Genomic DNA, 22,784 nt, shown 5'->3' on the forward strand with positions numbered 1-22,784 from the left:
CCTTACCTTCAGTTTTACTCTTTCTCGGAGTAACTATAACCGTAATAGTTATAGCCATAACTGTAAGCGGTGCTGGCGCGTTTAATCACACCATTGAGGATTGCGCCTTTAATATTAACGCCAGCCTGTTCCAGACGCTGCATTGACAAGCTCACCTCTTTGGCGGTGTTCAAGCCAAAACGCGCAACCAGCAGGCTGGTGCCGACAGAGCGCCCCACGACCGCAGCATCGCTCACCGCCAGCATCGGCGGCGTATCGACAATCACCAGATCGTAATGGTCGTTCGCCCATTCCAGTAATTGACGCATCCGATCGCGCATCAGCAGTTCAGACGGGTTAGGTGGCACCTGACCGCGAGTAATCACATCAAAGCCTCCTTTGCCAAAATGCTGGATCACTTTGTTGAGCTCATCTTTCCCTGCCAGATATTCCGACAAGCCATGTTCATTACTCACGGTAAACAGGTTATGCGAATAACCACGACGTAAGTCGGCATCAATAAATAACACTTTTTGATCGGACTGGGCGATCACCGCCGCCAGAGTTGAACTGACGAACGTTTTACCACTGTCTGGCGTCGCACCGGTGATCATCAGAATGTTATTCTCTGTCTCCATCATAGCGAAGTGCAGACTGGTTCGTAGCGCACGTACGGCTTCCACAGCAGAATCCGCCGGGTTATCCACCGCCAGGAAGGGGATATTTTTAGTACGATGGCGCTGCTGATTAGAAAATAAATTTTTCTTACGCAGACGGGTACGCTTATCCAGCCACTCGGACATCGGGATGGTGGCATAAACGCTAATGCCGTGTTCTTCCAGTTGTTCCGGTGCCTCTATACCACGACGCAACATCGCACGCGCCAGCACGGTACCCACCGAAATAAACAGACCGAGAATAAAACCAAGCACCACATTCAATGCTTTTTTCGGTTTCACTGGCTGCGGCTGAGTGACTGCCGGGTCGATAATCCGCACGTTACCAATCGCACTGGATTTCGAAATACTCAACTCCTGCTGGCGGTTAAGTAATTGCAGATATACCGCACGGCCCGCTTCTACGTCACGGCTTAAACGCAATACTTCCTGTTGAGTGGAAGGCATTGCCGATACCCGCTTATTCAGGCGTTTGCGTTCTTGCTCCAGCGTCTGGCGTTTTTCCAGCAGCGCACGATAAGTTGGGTGATCTTTCTTATACAGCTGGGAGATCTCGGCCTCGCGGAAGGTCAGCTCATTGAGTTGATTATCAACGTTAACAATCTGCTCAAGAACGGCTTTGGCTTCCAGGTTAAGGTCAACCGAATCGCGCTGCTGGCGATAAACGTTGAGTTTTTCTTCCGCCTGGTCCAGCTCGCTGCGCACTTCTGGCAACTGGCGCTGTAAGAATTCAAGGCTTTGTGAATCCTGCGCCGCCTGGCGAGCGATATTCTGTTGCAAATAGTTGTTAGCGATGCTGTTCAGAATACGAGTAATCAACTGGGGATCATCACCGGTCATGGTAAGTTCCAGCATCCCGCTTTCTTTACTGCGTTCGCTAACGGTAAAGGTTTCCTGCAACGCGTTAATCGCTTCCAGTTCGGTACGCTGGCTCAGGACAAACTGCGTTCCTGGTTTGGCCTTAATGTCCGCGATAGTCAGCGCAACGCCGTCTTTTTCCAGACGCTGGCCGACCATACCATTGACGGTGAACCCTTCACCTTCCAGCGTATAGTGGCCGTTTTCCCCAACCGTGAGTGTCAGTTGCTGATCCTGACCATTCAGTTGTGGGATGTGCATCCAGCTGATCGCCAGCTCACCTGGTTTCTCTTTGGTTAATCTCGCCCAGCCGCGACCCACAATCGGAAAATACTTTTGCTCAACTATGTCGCGCAGATTCAGTTCAGCAATGGTTTTACCGAGAATCATGCGCGATTGCAGCAGTTGGATCTCCGGTGCTGACTCGGGCGATGAGTTAGGGATCATATCGCTCAGGCCGCTGAGAATGGCGTTGCCCTGTTTCTGCTCAACCTGGACCAGAGTATCTGCCTGATAAATTGGCGTGCTTAACAGCGAGTAAGCGACAGCGATCAGCGTGAATAACGCAGTCACGCTGATAATAAACTTACGGTGATCCCATAACTCGCCGACCAGACGAAGCAGATCGATCTCATTCTCCTGAGTGCTGCCTGGTGGCGTATTCATATTTTTAGTTGTCATCGTATTTTATAAACTCAAATTACCGGCTAAGGCGCTTCGCCCATTCCTGACTGGCGCGCTCCAACATGCCGTAAACATGTTCAAATGCGTCCTGGCTTTTACGATAGGGATCAGGGATCTCTTTCTGTTCCAGCCATTGCCCAAACAGCATTGTCTTCCCGCGGACCTCGGGAGCGATTGCCGTAACCTGAGCAATATGTTCCGACTCCATTGCCAGAATCAGATCGTAATTTCGTGCCATCTCAGCAGTAAGCTTACGTCCGGCATGTCCTTCAAGAGATACGCCATGATTAGCGGCAACATCTGCCGCTGTTGCATCTGCAGGGTGCTTTACCAGACCATGAACACCTGCCGATTTGACTTTTACGCCTGGCAGACGTTTACGCAGCAAGCGCTCGCCAATGGGCGAACGGCAAATGTTGCCGGTACAAACCACCAGGATTGAGTTAAATTTTAGTTGGGCCATGTTTGAATCCACCGTGAAGTCTCTGTCAGGTCATGCACCCCGGAAATCGTCGGTACCAGCAGAGAAATCACACGGTTCCAACGAGCCAGCGGCGCGGTAGTGACATAAACAATGTCGTAAGGTTCAAGCTGGAATTCCGTTCCGAGTATCATTGCCGATGCGTCCTTCGCATTCAGCTGATAAATATTGGCGATTTTGCCATTCTGCTTGTTTTGCGTTGCACGAATAACAAAAATCCCCGTCGCATCAGCGACATCCTGATTCATACCCTCAGCGTTACCCAGTGCTTCCGCCAGGGTCATACCGCTGCGGTCCATTTTCAACGTGCTCTGTTTACCCACTTCACCCATCACGAAGACTTTCAGATCATCGTTGCGCGGAATAAATAAAATATCGCCCGGGTGCAGCAGTTTGTTCTGGCGCAAGTCGCCACGCTGCATCAGCGCATAGAGGTTCACTTTGGTCTTTACGCCATTCTGGGTGAGCACCACGTTGCGCCAGTCTGCATCTGCGGTCAGACCGCCCGCGGCGTTAATCGCATCCATGATGGTCAGAGGAATATTGGTAATCGGCTGCTGACCCGATTTGCTGACTTCGCCGGTGACGTACGCTTTTTGCGATCGGAACGCCGCGACGCTGACATCGACTTGCGGGCTTTCAATGACTGAGTCCAGACGCGCTGTAATCTCGTTGCGTACTTGGGTAAGCGTTTTCCCGGCCACTTTCAGGCGACCAATATAAGGGTAGAAAATTGCACCATCAGCGTTAACCCAGTTGCCAGTATCACTGGCGCTACGATATTGCCCTGCGGGTGTGGTTAGTTCCGGGTGATCCCAGACCGTCACCATCAACACATCACCAATGCCGATACGATATTCATAGTTCGCGATTTGCTGCTCCAGCTCCGGGTTAGCCTGCGACATAATCGGTTTGGCGCGCAGCTGATCAATCAATCCTGGCGTGACGGGATAGATATTGACCATTTTGTCCAGGTCATACTGATTGTCAGGTAGTTCAATGACATCCTTGTTACTGGTCGATAAATTCTGACCAGGAACAAGGGTACATGCTGTCAAAGACAGAACAGCCAATGTCAGTACCGAAAACTTAAAAATGTTCTTTTTCATTGGTTTATATTTATCAGTCATTGTAATGTTATGAATTACGTCAGGTTATTGTCCAACCGGTACTTCTCGCTCTGCCGTCATTGGATAGAGCTGGTATTTACGTGACAGCATTTGTCCACCATCACGCGTCAATGGTGTCCACGAAACCACCGCGCGGTTGCGGTTAGGTCCAATGGTCATCAAGTCAAACGGAATCGAGATATAAAAACCTTTACTAAAGCCGCCTTCGCCGTAGTCATCTTTAGATACGTTACTGATTGCCGCCCATACCCCTACCGCCACGCCGCTGTCAAAGCGTTTGGCGACGTCGATCGTTGCGCCTTTATCTTTTGCCAAATATTGCCCAACGCTGAGTTTCATCAGTACGCCGTTGAGCGTCGGCGGGTTCCAGTAAGCCGTCACGAAACCTGTTGGCGTGGAATAATCGGTGAAGCGCATCATGTTGTCCCAGTCACGCTGCTTCACGTAGTTAACGTCCACCCCCAGCGCCCAGCTGGCATCGAGCGGGCGATAAAGCAGCTCGGAACCAACACCGGCATACATCGTTTCCAGATAACCGCCGTACACCTGGCCATAGAAACCGTTGCCTAAGTCGGCAAAATAGTTCGCCTGCAAGTTGTTGAGATAAACGTCATTGCGAACGTAGTCACGGATATGCGTGCGCACGCGGGGGAGGGTAGAGTCCGCGGGTAACAGCGAAGACTTAAACTTGTCGTAGTTGTTGTAAATATTGGTGAAAATACCGCCATCAAGCAGCAGGTGATCGGTAAACCAGTAGCGGGCGCTGGACATCAGCCCCAACTGGAACATATAGAAATCTTCCGGGCCGCCCAGCGACTGTGAAAGTGTTGGGTTGAAAGAGTAGCTAAAGCGATCTTCACGAATACGGTAGCCCCGACCAAAGGCAGAAAGATCTTCAGCTTCAACACGTTGTTGTTGCAGTGGCTCTGCTTTACCAGGCGCGGTACCGGCGAGCTGTTTGCGCAGGCTGGCTACGTCGGTTTCGGTCGTCACCATCGCCATATGCTCGCGCTTTTGCGTCACGCTAATCTTCTCAACGCCTTGCGGCAGGTTATTCACCAGAATCCGGTTGGCACGATCGACCGCTTCGCGAGAATCACGGTATTTGTATTGTTGACCAGACATATACAGCGTCTTATCGCGCAGCTGAATTTCCGGTGCTTCAAAACCTGCGTTGTACTTCAGCGCGGTAAGTTGGTTCGCTACTGTGGTGTACTGCAATCCTTCAGATTCCGGCGCAGGTTGATATGCCGGTTTTGGCGTATCGCGCAGGGCAGGGCGCAGATCGTTGAAATTGGTCCGTAATGTGAAGCCAAACATCAACGTGTTACCGCGCTCGTAGCTAAGGTTAAGATCTGCCCAGCTGGCAGCACGATACACAGCACCGAAATTGAAATGACTTGCCTGCGGCAATTTGCCCGCAAAATCATTCTGGTAATTGTTGCCGTCGTATTCGAGTTTCAGACGCAGAGGATTCCACGGCGTTTGATACTCAATGCCGCCAAAGATGGACGCCGGACCACGAAAGATATCGCTAAAGCTGATATCTCCCGCATCGTGAGACTCTGCGCGATGACAATATTTATCGCTCACCCGGCAAAACGGGTTGGTTATATTGCCCGCATTACCGGCGTAGCCCCACGCCATCCCGAGGGTGAAATCAAATGGCCCCGCTTGCTTGCTGGCCACAAGATACTCACCGTCAAACAGACCCGTACCAGCAATATCACGTTTACCAAACGCCACTTGCGGTAGCCAGTAACCTTCTTCCCACAGGCGAAGTTTAAAATCGAAAGATTTGTCTTTGTATGACTGATCGCCGCTGAAATCTTCCCACTGGCTATATTTGCGTGTGCGCACATCCGTATAACGAATGGTGCCTTCCAGCCATGGGAACAGCGCCACGGACGTGGAGTAGAAACGGTATTGATCGTTATCCCGGTAGTTGACGCTGAATTCACCTTCCGGTGCGATGCGCGCATTTGGCATCTGCAACAATCCTGTGCCGCCAAAGTCTGATTGCGACGACCCCAGCGGATCCGGGTAGGTTAATACTTCAGCATGACAGGCACTGGAGACGGCAATGGCCAGGCAGCTTAAAAGATAAGAGTTCTTCTTCATCAGTCAGGAACACGTTGCGTTAAAACAGACACAATCTGGTCATTTAAATCAGCATATTTTTCGGGCAGTACATGCGCAGAAAAGCCCAACCAAAGCTGGCTGCCAGGCGGTGGTTCCACATGTCTTTTATTCCACAGGGCAACAGGGGCGACGACAGTCTCACCCTCAGGCGTAATCACCATAACGTTATTCTTGTCCGCGCCTGCAAGACGGGGGGTATCTTGCAGATAATCGGTAACGCTACGGCCTGCCTGCCAGGGCAATTGCCCAGCCCCAGAAACCGCACCCAGCAGAGTAATAGTCACTGGGCGCTGTACGGTATAGAGCGTATAGTCCCCGACGAGCGGGGGATTGCTGTTCTCATCCACTCGTACAAAATCAGGGTCCAGTTTGACCGGTAAGCGACCAGTGATATTGAGATTGAGTAACTGCTGGCGCACGGATTTAATCGTTGCCACCACATCGTCGTCAGCTTCTGCTTCCCAGGAAGCAAGCTGTGCCAAGACATGTTGGTAGTCTTTAAGCGCTTTAGCTTTCGCCGCAGAGTCGGTCAGCAAGGCACCAGGCCACCAGAGGCGATCGCGCAGTTGCGGTTGTGTCACCAACTGGACAACATTTTCCACGGGGCCAACGGAAAGTGTCTGTTGTTCGCCAGGCAGATAAATAGTCACCGTTCCTTGCGCAAAGGCATGGGGTGTCATTACGTAAAGTACGCTGGCAATGAAATACGACTGTAATTTATTCATGGTGCGGGTTTAAGAAACGTCATTTCTACGGGAATAACCCCTGCGCCTAACATTTGCCGACTTTGACGAACCTGGCCAGTAGCCGAATCGACCCAGAATGTGTTTTGCCACTGTTTTTCTGGCAGCGTGGAAGTTACCTCTTCCTGCCAGACATTACACAGCACATCGCGACCCGCAATATTCAGCGTCTCTAATCCAGCAAAGGAAAAAGTGGAACTCAGGGTCGCAGAGCGAAAATGATTGTCTTCACTCCAGAGAATATCGCGCGTCCAGCGGCTGCCGTCTTTTATTGCCAGCGCGTTACGCAGAGGGTCCTGCCCGGAATTTGTCACTTCCAGCAGATTATTATTAAGTTTGACGGTTTTTAAAAGACGTCCATTGTGGGTAACCAGCATGGCGTTATCCTGGGATAACCATTTGCTTTGTTCTTGTTCTATATATCCCAGTACCACAAAGATTCGTTGCCCTTCATTAAGGCGTAAATACATCGTGGAATAAGGCAACGCCTGGATCTGCTGATCCGCTACGGTGATATCCTGATTATCGAAAAGGCTGGCGCGAAATGTATCGACCATACTTTGCTGGCTGTGTGTACATCCCGCAAGAAATAGTGCGAAAATCGATAAAATAAGAGGGCGCACCTTTAATCCTTGAAAGGTTAATTAAAAAAATGCAAATCTCTAAAGCCCGGTACGAATATCGCAACCGGGTATCATTTAACTTTAATTTTGACGCGCTAAAGCAGTATTAGTGCGTAGTGGACGTGGTGGTTGAGGTGTTATGAGAACCGCCATCGCCACTGTCATTTGCTGCAACTACTGCCAAAGTCGCCACACCAACAGCTGTTGCCACACCGACAACCGTCGCCGTGCCGACAGCGCCAGCAGCTACGCCACCGGTGGTAGCTGCAGTCGTAGTGGCACCAGTAGTGGTCGTTGTGGTGCCAGTAGTACCCGTCGTTGCCTCGGTCCCGTTTGCTGCTTCTGGTGCAGCAAACGCAGCTGGCGTCGTCAACATGAAGGCCATAAGGATTGCAGAAAGCTTGTGTTTCATAACTTTTCCTTTATTCATCGCATGGACAATACGTACGCTTGAGATCAGGATTGTCTACTTTGAGTATAACATCCTTGTGAAATCTCCCTTTCCGCATACCGTCGGTACTATATACCGCGAGTGGGAAAGGCGCGCAGAGAGAAATATAAGATTGTTAACGATTTCCCTCTGGAAATACGACTTGTGAGCATAAGATAAATCTTAGAAAAATACAAATTAAAGATAAGAAAATTGTTAAGAAAGCTATTAACTATTGTTGGTGATATAGTTTCAAACGGTACTATGATTGACTGTTAAGTGGCATTTATAACTATTAGGTGCAGAGATATTCGCTTAAATGGATTTGTTGCCCGGTGAAAAAGTAACTTGTGTTATAATTTATGGTGTTGACTATTGGGCTATTCCAATAAAACCAGTCAGCTTTAAACAAGCAGCGTCATATTAAGAGAGATAAACATTTGCCGCTGTTGGTCCTCGCAGGCCATTTACGCGGCAAAATTCCACGCGTAATCCTGGTATAAGCACTTCTGCGTCGCGGGGAGTGAATGCGGAAATATGGACCTGGACTTCTTTACGACCGTCGGAGGGGATAATGAATCCTTTGCCGCTTTTGCGATCAAAGGTTTTGACAATTCCTGTCATTTTACGGGACAAACAAATTCCTTACTGAAAATACTGCGCTGCACTATACGGGGTTAATAAAATAAAGCCAGCGATATTTAAGACCGCCGGACGGCTAAAATAAAAATTGCTTAATCTCAATTATCATGCGTTAATAGCTGCGTCGGTTTGAAAGACAGACAGCATACAAAGTAGTTTACTAAAGCAGTTCTCATTATCAGGCATTATCCCCTTCTTTTGAGTCTCTCTCCTGAACACTAAGTAGTTTCTGTATTAAAGCCCTGTTTGCCGAAAGGCCCAAAATGAAGGAAGTAAAATATGTCTAATAAAATGACTGGTTTAGTAAAATGGTTTAACGCAGATAAAGGTTTTGGCTTTATCACTCCTGATGATGGCAGCAAAGACGTTTTCGTCCATTTCACCGCCATCCAGAGCAATGAATTCCGCACGCTGAACGAAAATCAGAAAGTTGAATTTTCTATTGAGCAGGGGCAACGTGGTCCCGCGGCAGCGAACGTTGTTACGCTCTAAGGTTGCCGTTATTACTCAACATCTCCATTTCCGCTGTCCATGTTGTCATGGTTCACAGTACCGCACATCGGCATTCGATGTGACGGAGCGAAATCCTTTAGGGGCAAAGTGTATTTTTTGTAAATCGACGATGATCACCTTTGATAACGTCGCGCTGCAAATACGCACTGACCATGCGCCGCTGGATTTCACAAAATAAGATCAGGCTCCCTCGTGGAGCCTTTTTTATATCTGCCTTATTTTTCTTTAACGCTGTATGTATAGTAAGCGATAACCTGTTGATTATTGAATCTTTCGGGGAGATGGCTTATAACATTTCTTACCTGACCAGGGTACCGGGAACCAACACCTTACTGGCGTGTTGCTGTCTTTTAAGACCAGAAGAGGTTAACAGTGAATATTGAAGAGTTAAAAAAACAAGCCGAAACGGAAATCGCTGACTTTATCGCGCAAAAAATCGCCGAGCTGAACAAGAATACAGGGAAAGAAGTCTCTGAAATTCGCTTCACCGCACGAGAAAAAATGACCGGGCTTGAAAGCTATGATGTCAAAATCAAAATAATGTGATTTTGTGAACATCACCCCGTGCGAGGTGATGTTCCGCTTGTTGCTAATTTAGTGACCAATGATTGGCGCTTGCGGAATTAAGCGTCGGTACAATTCCTCCGGCACCGGGCTTTGCCATACTCCCGCATACATTGCGTAACCAATCACCGCAAACATAATCCCCAGAACCAGTAGCGTCATTAACCAGCCAGACAACGCAAAGGCTTTTTTATTTGCCGCAGGTTTTTGCAGTGAAAAGGTCAATGTTGAGGCTACCGGACATGACTCTACGCAAGTCATACAACCGGTACATTCCACGGTTCGTACCTGAATTAATTTATCGACCGGGATCCGCGATGGGCAATTTTTTGCGCATTTGCCACAGTCGATACAACTTTCGGCATTGCGACGAATCTTAAACGGCGACAATAGCGAAACCACGCCCATCAGCGCGCCATATGGGCAAAGATAACGACACCAGGCATGGCGAATAAACAGACTGACAATCAGCAAAACGGTCACGCTGATTAATGTCGCGGTCCCCATATGACGAAAGAAATCGAGCATTTTAACGTCCATCACCACGCTGTAGGGCGACAACATAAAATAGTGAATAGCCTGAGCGGGCATCAATAACGCGATATAGAGAAAAAAACTCAACAGCAAATACTTCACGCCGCGCAGAGGAATATCCAGACAGCGGGGAAGGACAAATTGCCGACCAAACAGTTTGTTACCGAGATCGCCGATGAATTCAGAAAGCGTACCAATCGGGCATAACCATGAACAAAAGGCCTTTTTTAGTAATAGACTGATGACGATAAAAGCGACCAATAACAGCATCGCGGCGGCGTGGACGGACGGTAACTGGCCTGTTGCAAGGCTATATTTCAGATTCATCAGACCGGCAATCGGTAGCCAGCCTTCGATGCCTCCTGGCCTGGCGACAAATGTCGTACTACCTGCCGTTTCGTAATAGCGCACCCAATACCAGAACGTGATGGCAATATAAATATTAATTGCCAACAGTAATAATTGCGTCGCTTTACGCCAGGTCGTGGCATTGCGCCAGTCATTCCACGGTAATTTGCCGCCCGTCGTACCTGGCCGCCGCTGCCAGCGGGTTCTTCTTTTCTCTGCCATGATTTTGCCAGTCCGTTAAGTTGCATACCAAATGCCACTATTCTAGTTGTTCTTAACTGGCTGATATTGATTCAAATCGCGTTCAGGTCTTTCTTATTCAACCATGCTTCCAGAGCGGCAACACTGCGTGTAATTTCTTCGTGTGGAAGGGGGGCAGATAATGGCTGCTGCTCCAGTTGTGCGCATAGCTGGCTGGCGCTACGCATTCCCAGACTCGAACAACTGCTTTTTAGCTGATGCGCAGCACGCTTTATTTTCTCGCTATCCTGACTGGCGCGGGCAATGTCGATGTCATCGAGAAGCGGCAGGGCATGTTGTTTAAATAATGTCAGCCATTCGTGGATCTTCTCCGTCCCCATCAACTGAGCATCTTCATTGAGTTGCGATACATCCAGCGGTTGATCGTTATTGACTTGCAGTTGAAGATAGTGCGCCAGTAACTGACCGAGTACTTCACGCGGCACCGGTTTAGGGATAATCCCGTGAAATAGCGAACTGGTACGCTGGCGCAACGTTTCGTCGATGACATGGGCGCTAAAGCCAATCAAAACCAGCGACGGATATTGCTGTACCAGTTGTCGGGCAAGGGTAATACCGTCGATATCCGGCAGATCAAAATCCACCAGTGCCCCAGCAAACGGTTCGCTATTTTGCAACGTCTCTATCGCGTGCGCGGCATTGCCAACAGCAACGACCTGCGCACCACTGTTGTTCAGCATCTCAACGGTAATTCGCTGGGTTAGCGGGTTATCTTCAATTAACAGCAAACGTAAACCGTCCAGATGCACCGCCTGATTGACTGTTTTTGGCACGGGTGCCGTGGCAATACGTAACGGCAAGCGTAAACAAAAACAGCTTCCAACCTCCGGCGTGCTGGTGGCGCTGAGTTCGCCGCCCATCGCCTGGGCCAGACGGCTACTGATAGTCAGCCCCAGCCCGGTGCCGCCGCGTTTGCCGCTAACCTGAACAAATGGCTGGAAGATTTCAGCCAGTTTCGAGGGATCAATACCGCAGCCGCTGTCTTCCACTTCGACCAGCCATTGTTCGCCATCAGTGCGACTACGCAGGATAATGTGCCCTTCGTCGGTGAAACGCAGGGCGTTGCTCAACAGGTTGGTTATAACCTGACGAATACGCCGCGGATCGCCCATTAACGCAGTCGGTACATCGTCGGCAATTTCAGTTACCAGGCGAAGCGGACGACCTTTCACCCGTCCGCTCATTAATTGCAGGGTACTTTCCAGCAGCGGGCGCGGTTCAAAGGGCTCATCGCTGACCGAAACATTCTTGCCGCCTGCTTCGATAGCCGAATAATCGAGAATATCGTTGAGGATGGTCAGCAACGATTCACCAGAGTCAGTAATTGCCCGCAAATCATCACGCTGGGCATTAAGTGCGGGGTTATCTGCCAGCAGTTGCGCGGTGCCGAGAATACCGTACAGCGGTGTGCGGATCTCATGGCTCATCGCCGCCAGAAACGCCGATTTTGCCTGGCTGGCTTTTTCTGCTTCCGCCCGTGCCTGTCGGTGTTCTATCACCAGCTCCTGCAATTCAGCTGTACGCGCTTTGACCTGCGCCGCCAGCTGTTCGCGGTGGCGATTCAGTGCATGAACACTGCTGCGAAACGCATCCATCAGCCGCCCGATGGTGTCCAGCTCCCGCACGCCAGCGGTTTCCGGGAAAGGGGAGTTGATATCACCGTCCAGCAGTCGTTGCAGCGCCTGCGTTTGTTCGGCAAGGGGACGCGTGACTGAGCGATAAACCACGCGCCAGAGGATCAGAATCAGTGCGCAAAGAGAAACTATCCCCAGCAATAACAGGCTGTATTGCCCGCGTGCACTGGCTTTTTCCAGATGCGCCAGGCCATGCTGATTACGCAGCTCAATGGTGTCGACCAGTTGACTGACTTCGCTACTAAACTGCGCGAACTGGGCGATGTTATTTTGGGCGAGAGTTTGCAGGTGATTGCTGATTTCACTGTCCTGCTGATACAGCGCCAGCAAATCGCTATATTGGCTAACGGTAGTTAACGTTGTCGCGACCTGTGCACGAACACCGGGATCTTCAATGCGTATTTGCCGACGTTGCAGAATTTTAACCGCATTATTGAGTTGCTTTTCCAGCGTTGGCGCATTTTTCTGGATCTGTTCCAGCCCCAGATTCATCACCATTTGCTGCACCCGCAGGGCGCTAAGGCGCAGTTCATTCATCTGGTTAACGTACTCAAGATCGATATCAATCAGCCGATCAAGTGCGTTTTCTGCGGCCTGACGCTGATGTTGTTCGATCAAATCGTAAATCCCGGCCTGGGTCGCTCCGGCAGAGGTTGCCGCATTATTCGCCTGACCTTGTGCCAGGCGTGCGATCTCATCGGCAGCAGCGACTATCTGCTGGCTGAGTTGCTGTTGTTGCTGGCGCAGTTGCAAACGCTGCCCCACCAGTTCCCCTTGTTGACGTAACGAACGGGAGATCTCCTGCTCCTGTTGTTCAATAGCGGTAGTGTCAAACCCTTGTTCCCGTAACGCTTGCAGCAATGCGTTAATCTTCAGGCTTTGTGCGGTGAGCATTCGCCCCTGCGCCTGCCACATCTTTTCGTTATCGGCACTGGTCAGGTTCTGGGCGGCGAAAAGTTCCCAGGCGCTGGCTTCGCTCAACTGGCGCGCCATATTCATGGTAGGAATCAATGCCTGAGTATTGTCTTTTTCCACCTGGCTGATAAAGCGCAGGTTGTACCATCCCACCAGGGTACTGGTCAGGGTTAACAGCGCCATCAGGGCAAAGCCCATCCAGAGTCTTCGGGTCAGGGTTAAATTCACGGTCAGTGTACTTAAGGTGAAAAAGGTTGAGTCGCAAAGCGGAATGCATCTAGCATAAAGCCTTATTATTGATGAGGCTATCATGCGCGTACTGCTATTGTTACTTCTTTCCCTTTTCATGTGGCCTGGTTTTTCGGCTGATAACTTGTTGCGCTGGCATGATGCGCAGCATTTCACGGTGCAAGCCTCTATGCCGCTTAAAGCCAAACGCGCATGGAAACTGTGCGCGCTTTATCCCAGCCTGAAAGATTCATACTGGTTATCGTTGAACTATGGTATGCAGGAGGCTGCTCGCCGCTACGGTGTGGATTTAAAAGTGCTGGAGGCAGGCGGCTACAGCCAGTTGGCTACCCAGCAAGCACAAATCGACCAGTGCAAACAGTGGGGTGCAGAGGCCATCTTGCTCGGAAGTAGCACGACGTCATTTCCCGACCTGCAAAAGCAGGTAGCAAGTCTTCCGGTGATCGAACTGGTAAATGCTATTGATGCTCCCCAGGTGAAAAGCCGCGTTGGTGTGCCGTGGTTTCAGATGGGCTATCAACCAGGGCGATATCTGGTGCAATGGAGTCACGGAAAACCACTGAACGTGCTGTTGATGCCCGGCCCCGATAACGCCGGGGGCAGTAAGGAGATGGTAGAGGGTTTCCGCGCCGCCATTGCCGGAAGCCCGGTGCGTATTGTCGATATTGCGCTCGGCGACAACGATATTGAAATCCAGCGTAACCTGTTGCAGGAGATGTTGGAGCGCCATCCAGAAATCGACGTTGTGGCCGGAACGGCGATTGCGGCAGAGGCGGCAATGGGTGAAGGGCGTAACCTGAAAACGCCGCTGACCGTGGTGTCATTTTATCTTTCACATCAGGTGTATCGCGGACTAAAGCGGGGAAGAGTGATCATGGCTGCCAGCGATCAAATGGTCTGGCAGGGGGAACTGGCGGTTGAGCAAGCGATCAGGCAATTACAGGGACTATCGGTGTCTGATAATGTCAGCCCACCGATTTTAGTCCTGACGCCGAAAAATGCCGACCGCGAACATATCCGCCGCTCGCTGTCACCAGGGGGATTTCGTCCGGTCTATTTTTATCAGCACACATCAGCGGCTAAGAAATAACCTTCGCCATGTTGTGTTACCAGTAAATCCGCGCTGAGTTTATGACGTAAACGACGAATTAACACATCGACGGTGCGCAGGTCGGGGTTTTCCACCCGGCGCGCAGAAAGCATACGCAGCAGACGTTCACGGCTGAGAATTTCGCCCGGATTGGTCACAAATGCCACCAACATTTCATACTCTGCGCGGGTTAGTTTAATCGGTTCGCCATCAAGCTCCAGCGTATGGCGCGACACATTCAGGCAATAACCGGCAAAGCGATAGCAGTTGTCCTGAGTGAGCGGTTGAGCTTGTCGCGCGAGGTCGATTCGCCAGAGCAGATTTTTCACCCGTACCACCAGTTCGCGCAGTTCCAGCGGTTTGGTGACGTAATCGTCTGCGCCCATTTCCAGCCCAACAATACGGTCAATCCGATCGCTGCGTCCGGTAACCAGAATAATACCCACCGTCGAACGTTCCCGCAGGGCGCGGGTTAACATCAGGCCATTTTCATCGGGCAAATTGATATCCAGCAGAATTAAATCCACTGGCTGGTTTTGCATAATTTCACGCAGCCCGGCACCGCTCGCCGTAACGGAAACCGTATACCCCTCCTGAGTGAAGTAGGTTTGTAATCGCGCCTGGGTAACCGGCTCATCTTCAACAATAACAATGTGATGTGGCATCAGAGAGTTTTACTCATTCTGTTCATATCTGTTCATATTCTGCCGTAAGCCGTTCATCCTGACCAGTGCCGCTGTTCATATTTGCTCATTAAGATCGCTTCACTAAACCATAATTTTACAGGGGCTATTATGCGGAAACTCTGGAACGCGTTACGCCGACCCAGTGCTCGTTGGTCGGTACTGGCGCTGGTCGCTATTGGGATTGTGATTGGCATTGCGCTGATTGTGTTACCTCACGTGGGGATCAAAGTCACCAGCACAACCGAATTTTGTGTCAGTTGCCACAGTATGCAACCGGTGTATGAAGAATATAAACAGTCGGTGCATTTCCAGAACGCCTCCGGCGTGCGAGCTGAATGCCATGACTGCCATATCCCGCCGGATATTCCAGGCATGGTGAAGCGTAAACTGGAAGCGAGCAACGACATCTACCAGACCTTTATTGCCCACTCCATTGATACACCTGAGAAATTCGAAGCCAAACGCGCGGAACTTGCCGAGCGTGAATGGGCGCGAATGAAAGAAAACAACTCGGCAACCTGCCGCTCCTGCCATAACTACGACGCGATGGATCATGCGAAGCAGCATCCTGAAGCGGCGCGTCAGATGAAGGTGGCAGCGAAAGATAATCAATCCTGCATCGACTGTCATAAAGGTATTGCCCACCAGTTGCCGGATATGAGTAGTGGCTTCCGTAAGCAGTTCGATGAGCTGCGCGCCAGTGCAAATGATAGTGGTGATACGCTGTACTCCATTGATATTAAGCCAATTTATGCGGCGAAAGGCGATAAAGAAGCGTCTGGTTCTCTGCTGCCTGCTTCGGAAGTGAAAGTCCTTAAACGTGACGGCGACTGGCTGCAAATTGAAATCACTGGCTGGACGGAAAGCGCAGGACGTCAGCGTGTACTCACCCAGTTCCCTGGCAAACGCATCTTTGTTGCTTCGATTCGTGGCGATGTTCAGCAGCAGGTGAAAACGTTGGAGAAAACCACCGTTGCCGACACCAATACCGAGTGGAGCAAATTGCAGGCCACCGCGTGGATGAAGAAAGGCGACATGGTGAACGATATCAAACCGATCTGGGCTTATGCGGATTCGCTGTACAACGGCACTTGTAATCAATGCCACGGCGCACCGGAAATCGCCCACTTTGACGCTAATGGTTGGATTGGCACGCTCAACGGCATGATTGGCTTTACCAGCCTCGATAAACGTGAAGAACGCACCTTGCTGAAATATCTGCAAATGAATGCGTCTGATACCGCAGGTAAGGCTCACGGCGATAAGAAGGAAGAAAAATAATGAACAATAACGATCTCTTTCAGGCATCACGTCGACGTTTTCTGGCACAACTCGGCGGCTTAACTGTCGCCGGGATGCTGGGGCCGTCACTGTTAACGCCGCGCCGTGCGACTGCGGCGCAAGCGGCGACTGAGGCTGTCACCTCGAAAGAGGGCATTCTGACCGGGTCGCACTGGGGGGCTATCCGCGCGACGGTGAAGGAGGGTCGCTTTGTGGCGGCAAAACCGTTCGAACTGGATAAATATCCGTCGAAAATGATCGCCGGATTGCCGGACCACGTACACAACGCGGCGCGTATTCGTTATCCGATGGTACGCGTGGACTGGCTACGTAAGCGCCATCTCAGCGACACCTCCCAGCGCGGTGATAACCGTTTTGTGCGCGTGAGCTGGGATGAAGCCCTCGACATGTTCTATGAAGAGCTGGAACGTGTGCAGAAAACGCACGGGCCGAGTGCCTTACTGACCGCCAGTGGTTGGCAGTCGACGGGGATGTTCCATAACGCGTCGGGGATGTTGGCGAAAGCGATTGCCTTACATGGTAATAGCGTTGGTACGGGTGGGGATTACTCGACCGGTGCTGCGCAGGTGATCCTGCCGCGTGTAGTTGGCTCAATGGAAGTGTATGAACAGCAAACCTCCTGGCCGCTGGTATTGCAGAACAGCAAAACCATTGTGCTGTGGGGCTCCGATTTGCTGAAAAACCAGCAAGCGAACTGGTGGTGCCCGGATCACGATGTTTATGAATATTACGCGCAGTTGAAAGCGAAAGTCGCCGCCGGTGAAATTCAGGTCATCAGCATCGATCCGGTTGTTACATCCACTCATGAGTATCTGGGACGCGAGCATGTGAAGCACATTGCGGTTAACCCGCAAACTGACGTGCCGCTGCAACTGGCGCTGGCGCATACGTTGTACAGCGAAAACCTGTACGACAAAAACTTCCTCGCTAACTACTGTGTGGGTTTTGAGCAGTTCCTGCCCTATCTGCTGGGCGAGAAAGACGGTCAGCCGAAAGATGCCGCATGGGCTGAAAAACTGACCGGCATTGATGCCGAAACCATTCGTGGACTGGCGCGGCAGATGGCGGCGAACAGAACGCAGATTATTGCTGGTTGGTGCGTACAGCGTATGCAGCACGGTGAACAGTGGGCGTGGATGATTGTGGTTCTGGCGGCGATGCTGGGGCAAATTGGCCTGCCAGGTGGTGGCTTTGGTTTTGGCTGGCACTATAACGGCGCAGGCACGCCGGGGCGTAAAGGCGTTATTTTGAGTGGTTTCTCCGGCTCTACGTCGATTCCACCTGTTCACGACAACAGCGACTACCAAGGCTATAGCAGCACTATTCCGATTGCCCGTTTTGTCGATGCGATCCTCGAACCGGGAAAAGTGATCAACTGGAATGGTAAATCGGTAAAACTGCCGCCGCTGAAAATGTGTATTTTTGCCGGAACTAACCCGTTCCATCGCCATCAGCAGATCAACCGCATTATTGAAGGCTGGCGCAAGCTGGAAACGGTTATCGCCATAGATAACCAGTGGACCTCAACCTGCCGCTTTGCCGATATCGTGCTGCCTGCGACCACGCAGTTTGAGCGTAACGATCTCGACCAGTATGGCAACCACTCCAACCGTGGCATTATCGCCATGAAACAGGTCGTGCCGCCGCAGTTCGAGGCGCGCAACGACTTTGATATTTTCCGCGAGCTGTGCCGCCGCTTTAATCGCGAAGAAGCCTTTACCGAAGGGCTGGACGAAATGGGCTGGCTGAAACGCATCTGGCAGGAAGGTGTACAACAGGGCAAAGGACGCGGCGTTCATCTGCCAGCGTTTGATGACTTCTGGAATAACAAAGAGTACGTCGAGTTTGACCATCCGCAGATGTTTGTTCGCCACCAGGCATTCCGCGAAGATCCGGATCTCGAACCGCTGGGCACGCCGAGTGGCCTGATTGAGATCTACTCGAAAACCATCGCTGATATGAACTACGACGATTGTCAGGGGCATCCGATGTGGTTTGAGAAAATCGAACGCTCCCACGGCGGGCCCGGCTCGCAGAAGTATCCGTTGCATCTGCAATCTGTGCATCCGGATTTCCGACTTCACTCGCAGTTATGTGAATCAGAAACGTTGCGTCAGCAATATACGGTAGCGGGCAAAGAGCCAGTATTTATTAGCCCGCAGGATGCCAGTGCGCGCGGTATTCGTAACGGTGATGTGGTGCGCGTCTTTAACGCTCGTGGTCAGGTGTTGGCTGGAGCAGTGGTTTCTGACCGCTATGCACCCGGCGTGGCACGAATTCACGAAGGGGCATGGTACGATCCAGATAAAGGCGGTGAGCCTGGTGCGCTGTGCAAATACGGTAACCCCAACGTGTTGACCATTGACATCGGTACTTCGCAGCTGGCGCAGGCGACCAGTGCACATACCACGCTGGTGGAAATTGAGAAGTACAACGGAACAGTGGAACAAGTGACGGCGTTTAATGGCCCCGTTGAGATGGTGGCGCAGTGCGAATATGTTCCCGCGTCGCAGGTGAAATCATGACCATGCTGACAGCACAACAGATTGCCTGTGTCTACGCCTGGCTGGCGCAGTTGTTCTCCCGTGAGCTGGACGATGAACAACTAACGCAAATCGCCAGTGCGCAGATGGCTGAATGGTTTTCGTTGCTAAAAAGCGAACCGCCGCTCACTGCGGTGGTAAACGAGCTGGAAACTAAAATTGCCGCTCTGAAAGTGCGTGACGACGCCCGTCTGGAACTGGCCGCTGACTTTTGCGGCCTGTTTCTGATGACCGACAAACAAGCGGCGCTGCCGTATGCATCGGCCTACAAACAGGACGAGCAAGAGATTAAACGCTTGTTAGTTGAGGCAGGGATGGAAACCAGCGGCAATTTCAACGAACCGGCAGATCATCTGGCGATCTATCTCGAATTGCTCAGTCATCTGTATTTTTCGCTGGGTGAGGAAACTATCCCTGCGCGAAGAATCGACAGTTTGCGGCAAAAAACACTGATGGCGCTGCGGCAATGGTTACCGGAGTTTGCGGCGCGTTGCCATCAGTATGATAGCTTTGGTTTTTACGCGGCACTAAGCCAGTTATTGCTGGCGTTAGTGGAGTGCGACAACCAAAACAGATAATGCCGTTTGTAGGCCAGATAAGACGCGTTGAGCGTCGCATTAGACATTAAGGCAGATCCGCCGGATGCGGCATGAACCTTATCCGGCCTACGGGGACAGTGCGCTTTGTAGGCCTGATAAGACGCGTTAAGCGTCGCATCAGGCAACAAACTCACGGATGAGCCACAAACCGGGAAAGCCGCTGGCGCAGCAAGCGGTTTTCCTGCTTCAGGTGCGCAATATCATCCATTAACGTCAGCGCCACCGCGATCCCCGGCCAGTCCAGAGCCAGTTCATGACGCAGGCGTACCGCACGTTGCACCACAATGGCGGCATGGTCGTCAAATACCCAGGTTGTTTCCAGGCGCTCTCGCGGTTCAACCACCCCCAAACCGACAATTTCATTCAATTCCTCTTCAGAGATGCCGGTATGTAGGCAAAATTCGGTAATAGTAAAAGTCACCGTAACATTAGCCATCATGCTTTCCCCCAATCTTTACGTGGATCAAAAGACGACTGGGCGTCTGCCAGTTGCTGCCACAGCGCGGCCGTATTTTCATCCGGTTTCGGCGGCATCACGATTTTCAGTACCGCATACAGATCGCCGGTCTGTTTTTTGCTCACCAGGCCTTTGCCTTTAACGCGTAATCGTTGCCCGGCCTGACTGCCCGGCGGGATAGTTAGCAAAATGCTTTCTTTCAGTGTTGGAACGGTGACTTTAGCACCCAGCGCCGCTTCCCACGGGCTAACCGGCACCACAATTTCCAGATCCTGGCCGACAATATCAAACAATGGATGCGGCGCAATATGAATCACCAGCCACAAATCGCCATTTGGGCCGCCATTTTCCCCCGGCGTTCCCTGGCCTTTCAGGCGGATGCGTTGACCATTGCCGACGCCCGCCGGGATCTTCACATTCAGCGTTTTCGGGATTTCCTGTTCGATCATGCCAAAGGCGTTATAAACCGGCAGGTTATAGCTGATGGTACGCTTGTGCTCAGTAAGCGTTTCTTCCAGGAATACCGCCACTTCGATTTCAATATCGTGGCCGCGGGTGGCGGGGCGTTGACGGCTCTGGCGGGCATGCTGACCGAAAATTGACGAGAAGATATCGTCAAAATCTTCGGCGTTAAAACTCTGACCGTCGTCATGATGGAATTGACGGTTAAATTGCGGATCGTTGCGATGTTGCCACATCTGATCATACTCAGCGCGACGTTGTTCATCACTTAACACTTCCCAGGCTTCAGCGACCTCTTTGAAGCGGGCTTCGGCATCCGGTTCTTTGCTGACGTCTGGATGGTATTTGCGGGCCAGTCGACGATAGGCGGTCTTGATTGTCTTGAGATCGTCCGTCGGTTTCACGCCCATGATGGCGTAATAATCCTTTAGTTCCATAGCGTTATCTCGCGTAAATCAACACAAATTGAAGGAACCCCTGTAAGGTAACTCCTATAAGTGTAGGGTAATCCTCAAAATTTCATATGCCAACACAGAATATGTTATTGAAATCATCGTGGAGAGGAGGTGGCGTCAAGATGGATTGCTGAGCATAGTTTAAACAGGTAAAAGGGTGAGCGATTTTTGATAGTTAAATCAGGCACTTTAAGCTTAACTAGGACGTCATTATTTATTAAATTTTATAGGCGCTATATATGGGTAGTAATATACATGGAGTAAGTTGCAGTGCTAATAATTATTTGAAAACAGCCTGGGCCGATATAAAAACCAGGCGCGAAGAAAATCAAAAATGTTCAATCACGCTTTTTGAACAAAAACTAGAGTGTTTTATGCGGTTGTACAATGAAATCATGCGGAAAGAAGAAAGTATTTCATGCCTGGTGTGTGAATCACTAGAAACAGAATTAGAGGAAATGCAAAATGATAATGATTTATCTTCATTTATGAAAACATTACGTACTCATGATACAAACACTTATTCAGGGGATTCAGGAGGCATTACCTATACTATACAATATTTTCAAGAAAGAGAGCTTGTTAATATATCCTTGCCGGGTATGTTTTCACAGGCTATTGCAGGCTTTAAAAGTAGCTGTTGGTATAAATTTATAGCATATGTTGATATCTTAAATGAGTGTAATGATGTTTTTTCTGAGTATTGCTTTGATGATGATGAAATTACGAGTGTCCAGCCAAAACGGATAAATACGCCGGGAATATATGATTCAGTTACTGGTATTGATTTGTCTGGTATATCTTTTATTCAGAGTGAAATTAATCAAGCGCATGGATTAAAATACGCGCCTGTAGATGGCGATGGATATTGTTTGTTAAGAGCCATACTGGTTATAAAACACGTTGATTATTCATGGGCGCTTGGCAGTCAAAAGACGCAAAAAGAAGTATACGACGAATTTATTAAAATTGTTGATAAACAAGTGATTGAGTCTTTTGTTGATGCAGCATTCTTTAATCTCAGGGAAGATATTAAGACATTATTTTGCGTTGATCTGCATTCTGACAACCAAATTCAGGACATGGGTAATTCTTTAGCGTCGAATTTTATTAAGTTTAAAAAAGAATTCATTGGTAGTTGCTTGAATGACGAAAGATGCATATTGCATTTACCCGAGTTTATATTTAATGATAACAAGGGTTCGCTTGTTTTAAATACCGACTCTCCGGAAAAGGTTAAAGCGGTGAAGAATTTTCTTGCTGTGCTTTCAGATAGCATTTGTTCATTGTTTATTGTTACCTGTAATGTGGGATCAATCTCCTTGGGGAGTGAATCCTTTTCAACAGATGAAGATCTTGAGTATGGTTATTTAATAAATACTGGCAATCATTATGACGTTTACCTCCCTACTGAACTTTTTGCTCAGTCATACCAGTTAAACCATAAGGAAATGAAAGCGCAACTGGACTATTTAAATCGTTATGCCATCTAATGATAAAGACATGTGCTAAAATAGTTTTTATTAGTCTCACATTCTCTTTTTACTAGTAAATATTGCCCCTGTATCGATAACGTCGGTGATATTCTGTCTAGCCCATGGTGAAATCATCAACGGCGTACACGAGGCAGGGGCCAATCATGCATAGGTTGCGTCAAATCTTGCCTTTTTTTAATGACAAATATAGAAAAACAGGCACTCAACAAGCCATTTTGCGAACCTGTTCCCGGAAAAATGTCATATTTCTGTCACACTCTTTGGTGATTGATAACAAAAGAGGTGCC

The 22,784-nt window shown here is 50.0% G+C and carries 22 protein-coding genes; 9 read left to right on the forward strand and 13 right to left on the reverse strand.

The window, feature by feature from the left end; genetic code table 11:
* Positions 1 to 14: 14 nt before the first annotated feature.
* The 8 genes from etk to cspH form a co-directional block, all read right to left on the reverse strand.
* Positions 15 to 2,195 carry a tyrosine-protein kinase gene (gene etk / locus BEB54_RS05435; protein WP_105277084.1) on the reverse strand — a complete coding sequence of 727 codons (2,181 nt, stop codon included), beginning with the start codon at positions 2,193 to 2,195 and terminating at the stop codon, positions 15 to 17.
* A gap of 19 nt (positions 2,196 to 2,214) precedes the next feature.
* A complete protein-coding gene (etp, locus tag BEB54_RS05440) occupies positions 2,215 to 2,661 on the reverse strand; it encodes a protein-tyrosine-phosphatase Etp (RefSeq protein ID WP_000057871.1) in 447 nt (148 codons plus the stop codon).
* Positions 2,649 to 3,788 carry a polysaccharide export protein gene (locus tag BEB54_RS05445; protein ID WP_001295357.1) on the reverse strand — a complete coding sequence of 380 codons (1,140 nt, stop codon included), beginning with the start codon at positions 3,786 to 3,788 and terminating at the stop codon, positions 2,649 to 2,651. The genes etp and BEB54_RS05445 overlap by 13 nt, the downstream gene beginning before the upstream one ends.
* A 45-nt stretch (positions 3,789 to 3,833) precedes the next feature.
* Positions 3,834 to 5,930 carry a YjbH domain-containing protein gene (locus tag BEB54_RS05450; RefSeq protein ID WP_105277085.1) on the reverse strand — a complete coding sequence of 699 codons (2,097 nt, stop codon included), beginning with the start codon at positions 5,928 to 5,930 and terminating at the stop codon, positions 3,834 to 3,836.
* The gene (locus BEB54_RS05455; protein WP_105277086.1) at positions 5,930 to 6,676 is read right to left on the reverse strand and encodes a capsule biosynthesis GfcC family protein; all 747 of its coding nucleotides are present in this window, start codon (positions 6,674 to 6,676) and stop codon (positions 5,930 to 5,932) included. The genes BEB54_RS05450 and BEB54_RS05455 overlap by 1 nt, the downstream gene beginning before the upstream one ends.
* Positions 6,673 to 7,317: a lipoprotein GfcB gene (gene gfcB / locus BEB54_RS05460; protein WP_001316256.1), complete on the reverse strand. Its 645-nt coding sequence runs from the start codon at positions 7,315 to 7,317 to the stop codon at positions 6,673 to 6,675. The genes BEB54_RS05455 and gfcB overlap by 4 nt, the downstream gene beginning before the upstream one ends.
* Positions 7,318 to 7,423: 106 nt before the next feature.
* On the reverse strand, positions 7,424 to 7,729 hold the full coding sequence (locus tag BEB54_RS05465) for a hypothetical protein (protein WP_105277087.1): 306 nt from the start codon (positions 7,727 to 7,729) through the stop codon (positions 7,424 to 7,426).
* Between the two features lie 441 nt (positions 7,730 to 8,170).
* Positions 8,171 to 8,383: a cold shock-like protein CspH gene (cspH, locus tag BEB54_RS05470; protein ID WP_000087763.1), complete on the reverse strand. Its 213-nt coding sequence runs from the start codon at positions 8,381 to 8,383 to the stop codon at positions 8,171 to 8,173.
* Between the two features lie 285 nt (positions 8,384 to 8,668).
* Between cspH and cspG the strand changes: the two genes are divergently transcribed.
* Genes cspG through BEB54_RS05490 form a run of 4 tightly spaced genes read left to right on the forward strand, consistent with a single transcriptional unit; the run spans position 8,669 to position 9,448 of the window.
* Positions 8,669 to 8,881 carry a cold shock protein CspG gene (gene cspG / locus BEB54_RS05475; RefSeq protein WP_000066490.1) on the forward strand — a complete coding sequence of 71 codons (213 nt, stop codon included), beginning with the start codon at positions 8,669 to 8,671 and terminating at the stop codon, positions 8,879 to 8,881.
* Between the two features lie 10 nt (positions 8,882 to 8,891).
* A complete protein-coding gene (gene ymcF / locus BEB54_RS05480; RefSeq protein ID WP_071524879.1) occupies positions 8,892 to 9,080 on the forward strand; it encodes a cold shock small protein YmcF in 189 nt (62 codons plus the stop codon).
* Positions 9,055 to 9,285: a protein YmcE gene (gene ymcE / locus BEB54_RS05485; RefSeq protein WP_105277088.1), complete on the forward strand. Its 231-nt coding sequence runs from the start codon at positions 9,055 to 9,057 to the stop codon at positions 9,283 to 9,285. Before ymcF ends, ymcE begins: the two co-directional genes overlap by 26 nt.
* Positions 9,275 to 9,448 (forward strand): GnsA/GnsB family addiction module toxin, encoded by a 174-nt coding sequence (locus BEB54_RS05490; RefSeq protein ID WP_001019197.1) that lies wholly within the window; start codon positions 9,275 to 9,277, stop codon positions 9,446 to 9,448. The genes ymcE and BEB54_RS05490 overlap by 11 nt, the downstream gene beginning before the upstream one ends.
* A gap of 48 nt (positions 9,449 to 9,496) precedes the next feature.
* On the opposite strand, the gene BEB54_RS05495 is transcribed toward BEB54_RS05490, so the two are convergent.
* Together BEB54_RS05495 and torS are read right to left on the reverse strand one after the other, a co-directional pair.
* Entirely contained in the window at positions 9,497 to 10,570 is a 1,074-nt protein-coding gene (locus tag BEB54_RS05495) for a 4Fe-4S binding protein (protein ID WP_105282149.1), read from the reverse strand.
* A gap of 71 nt (positions 10,571 to 10,641) precedes the next feature.
* Positions 10,642 to 13,386, reverse strand: coding sequence for a TMAO reductase system sensor histidine kinase/response regulator TorS (gene torS, locus BEB54_RS05500; RefSeq protein ID WP_105277089.1), 2,745 nt, complete (start codon positions 13,384 to 13,386; stop codon positions 10,642 to 10,644).
* An 82-nt stretch (positions 13,387 to 13,468) separates the two neighbouring features.
* On the opposite strand from torS, the gene torT reads away from it, so the two are divergent.
* The gene (torT, locus tag BEB54_RS05505; protein ID WP_105277090.1) at positions 13,469 to 14,497 is read left to right on the forward strand and encodes a TMAO reductase system periplasmic protein TorT; all 1,029 of its coding nucleotides are present in this window, start codon (positions 13,469 to 13,471) and stop codon (positions 14,495 to 14,497) included.
* Here torT and torR read toward each other — a convergent pair.
* Complete coding sequence (torR, locus tag BEB54_RS05510) at positions 14,470 to 15,162, reverse strand: two-component system response regulator TorR (protein ID WP_001120131.1); 693 nt, start codon at positions 15,160 to 15,162, stop codon at positions 14,470 to 14,472. The genes torT and torR overlap by 28 nt on opposite strands.
* A gap of 129 nt (positions 15,163 to 15,291) precedes the next feature.
* Between torR and torC the strand changes: the two genes are divergently transcribed.
* From torC to torD, 3 genes are read left to right on the forward strand one after another with little or no spacing between them, the layout of a single operon-like run.
* Entirely contained in the window at positions 15,292 to 16,464 is a 1,173-nt protein-coding gene (torC, locus tag BEB54_RS05515) for a pentaheme c-type cytochrome TorC (RefSeq protein ID WP_001230242.1), read from the forward strand.
* Complete coding sequence (gene torA / locus BEB54_RS05520) at positions 16,464 to 19,010, forward strand: trimethylamine-N-oxide reductase TorA (protein ID WP_105277092.1); 2,547 nt, start codon at positions 16,464 to 16,466, stop codon at positions 19,008 to 19,010. The genes torC and torA overlap by 1 nt, the downstream gene beginning before the upstream one ends.
* A complete protein-coding gene (gene torD / locus BEB54_RS05525) occupies positions 19,007 to 19,606 on the forward strand; it encodes a molecular chaperone TorD (RefSeq protein WP_105277093.1) in 600 nt (199 codons plus the stop codon). The genes torA and torD overlap by 4 nt, the downstream gene beginning before the upstream one ends.
* 151 nt (positions 19,607 to 19,757) lie before the next feature.
* On the opposite strand, the gene cbpM is transcribed toward torD, so the two are convergent.
* Both cbpM and cbpA read right to left on the reverse strand, forming a co-directional pair.
* Positions 19,758 to 20,063 (reverse strand): chaperone modulator CbpM, encoded by a 306-nt coding sequence (cbpM, locus tag BEB54_RS05530; RefSeq protein WP_000024566.1) that lies wholly within the window; start codon positions 20,061 to 20,063, stop codon positions 19,758 to 19,760.
* On the reverse strand, positions 20,063 to 20,983 hold the full coding sequence (cbpA, locus tag BEB54_RS05535; protein ID WP_000420611.1) for a curved DNA-binding protein: 921 nt from the start codon (positions 20,981 to 20,983) through the stop codon (positions 20,063 to 20,065). Before cbpA ends, cbpM begins: the two co-directional genes overlap by 1 nt.
* A gap of 257 nt (positions 20,984 to 21,240) precedes the next feature.
* Between cbpA and BEB54_RS05540 the strand changes: the two genes are divergently transcribed.
* Entirely contained in the window at positions 21,241 to 22,494 is a 1,254-nt protein-coding gene (locus tag BEB54_RS05540) for a hypothetical protein (protein WP_105277094.1), read from the forward strand.
* Positions 22,495 to 22,784 lie beyond the last annotated feature (290 nt).

It is taken from the genome of Escherichia sp. MOD1-EC6021, from assembly GCF_002965245.1.
GTDB classification, from domain to species: Bacteria; Pseudomonadota; Gammaproteobacteria; order Enterobacterales; family Enterobacteriaceae; genus Escherichia; species Escherichia coli_F.